2 protein-coding genes are annotated in these 2,127 nt (G+C 62.5%); both read left to right on the forward strand.

Translation table 11 applies throughout. The features are described from left to right. Positions 1-134: 134 nt before the first annotated feature. Positions 135-863, forward strand: coding sequence for an IS3 family transposase (locus A37U_RS50770; RefSeq protein ID WP_276143848.1), 729 nt, complete (start codon positions 135-137; stop codon positions 861-863). A 38-nt stretch (positions 864-901) separates the two neighbouring features. Further along, positions 902-1,042: a hypothetical protein gene (locus A37U_RS52415; RefSeq protein WP_157183319.1), complete on the forward strand. Its 141-nt coding sequence runs from the start codon at positions 902-904 to the stop codon at positions 1,040-1,042. The last annotated feature ends 1,085 nt before the right edge of the window (positions 1,043-2,127 follow it).

A 2,127-nucleotide genomic window follows, 5' to 3' on the forward strand; every position in this document is an offset into this window, starting at 1 on the left:
ATCTCCAACACACACGACCAACTACAGAACAGATACGTGCCAGCCTAACCGACACACCGACCCAGCACATAACGATCTGTCGTTGCAGTACTAAGTCGGCATTTCTTCGCGCGGGGACTCGACCCGCGACATCACTGATCGTGGGATTCGTCGACGAGTATCGCCAGGTCTACGGCATCGAGTCGATCTGCCGTGTATTTGTCCGCGCACGGGGTGCGGATCGCGCCCAGGACCTACCGCAAAGCCCGCCGGCGCGGCCCCTGTGCGCGGATATCGCTGACGCTCACGTGGAAAACACCTTGCGTGACCTGCAGGGCAAGCCGGAGCAGATGCACGGCCGGCGCAAGATGACTCGTTATCCGCGCCGCCAAGGCCACCACGTGGCGTTTTGTGCCGTCGATCGGCTCATGCGCGAGTTAGGTATGGGCGGTGTGGTGCGGGGCCGTAAGCAGCGCACCATGATCCCCGGCAAGGCCGGTGTGCGCGCCGGAGACCAGCTCAATCGCGACTTCACCGCTGAGGCTCCGAACCAGGCACGGGTCGCTGACTTCACCCATATATCGACCTGGCCAGGATGGGCGTACCTGGCGTTCGTGTTCGATGTCTACTCCCGTGCCATCGTCGGCTGGACCGCGGCGAACTCGAAGACAACCGCCCCGGTGTCCAAGGCGCTGAACATGGCGATCTGGCGGCGTGATCACTCCGGGCATCCGGTCGAGCCCGGCTTAATACACCATAGCGACGCGGGGTCGCAAAACACGTCGGTAGCGTTCACGGAATCGCTTGCAGCGCAAGGACTCTCGGCATCCACAGGGTCGGTGGGCGACGCTTACGACTGTGAGCAGAATCGGTGTGCTGCCTGACCGGGGTCTGACCCGTGCTTACGACTGGCCGTGGTGTCTTGGCGTTGATCTGTCGGCGCCGGTCAGGTGGCGATCAACGCGCTCGCGAATCCACCATCGGACTGTTCAAGACCGAGGTCGTCAACCGGCACGGACCGTTCAAGACCCTCACCGACACCGAGTACGCCCTGATGGAGTGAGTCGACTGATACAACAACGCCCGGCTGCATCCCCGCTTCGGCTACCTCACACCCACCGAGTATGAGACCGCCCACTACGCTCAACACCAACCAACGCTGATCTAAACCCGAAGCCGGTTCCCAGCCCTGACGGTTCAACGAATCCTTCGCCGTTGGCGCGAGCATGGCCTCATCCCAGCCAGACCTGACGGCATCACGCAGGTAACCACTACCGACAGGAGGCACGCAGCCGTTTCAGGAGGTGACCCTTTGATTCGCAAGCCAGTATGACCAGGAGAAAGCGCGTCGCCACCCGGCCGTCAACTGCTTCACGGCTTCGACGAACGTTTACAAGTCAACGCGTAAGTCTTGATCGAGCTGAGGGTGCGAGCGTGGACGACGCAACATGGTGACCAGTACCGCCCGGACCGCTATAGTCGCCGCTTTATAATCGAGATGACCGCGTTGCGGTGCCCCATGCGCGCACGACCACGTCTGCCAGTGACTCTTCTCCAGACGTTTGCCGTCCGGGACGAGACCGTGGCGCTTGGCGAAGTCGATCGCTCGGCGCAAGTCGTTCCGCTGCTCAGCGGTAGCGTCCTCGATGGTCATCTGGCCGTCCCGTTGCAATGCCGCGAGAAGCTCTTCCGCCGCTTGGCGGCGTTGCGCGGCGATGGCCGCCGTAGCGTGGGGTGGCCTGCGTTCACGCGCGGTAGCCCCCGCATCACGCCCCGCCTTGTCAGAACGTACTCGCTTCGTGGCCGCAGAGTCATCGTCACTACTCGCCCTATCACCCTGATCTCCAGTGACTGGTAGTTCAGGATGATGTCCGTGCTGGACATAGGACCGACCAGCATCAGTAATCGTCGCGCGCCATCCATCGCGTCGGCTCACCGTCACCAAGCCACGAGACGCCAGCGCCCGGGCGGACAGCCGCAGCGAAACCACATCCGGATCGCTGAGATCATCGCCGTCGGCAATCCGACGCAGCACCGTCCACTGAAGCTTCTATGGGGCCTGTAACAGTAGCGGTGTTTTCGGCCCGACACGCCGGGCTGATGTCCGGTGGGATGGGCACTGTGAGTGATGACATCTGGCGTTGTGAG

The organism is Sciscionella marina DSM 45152 (genome assembly GCF_000379465.1).
Classification (GTDB): Bacteria; Actinomycetota; Actinomycetes; order Mycobacteriales; family Pseudonocardiaceae; genus Sciscionella; species Sciscionella marina.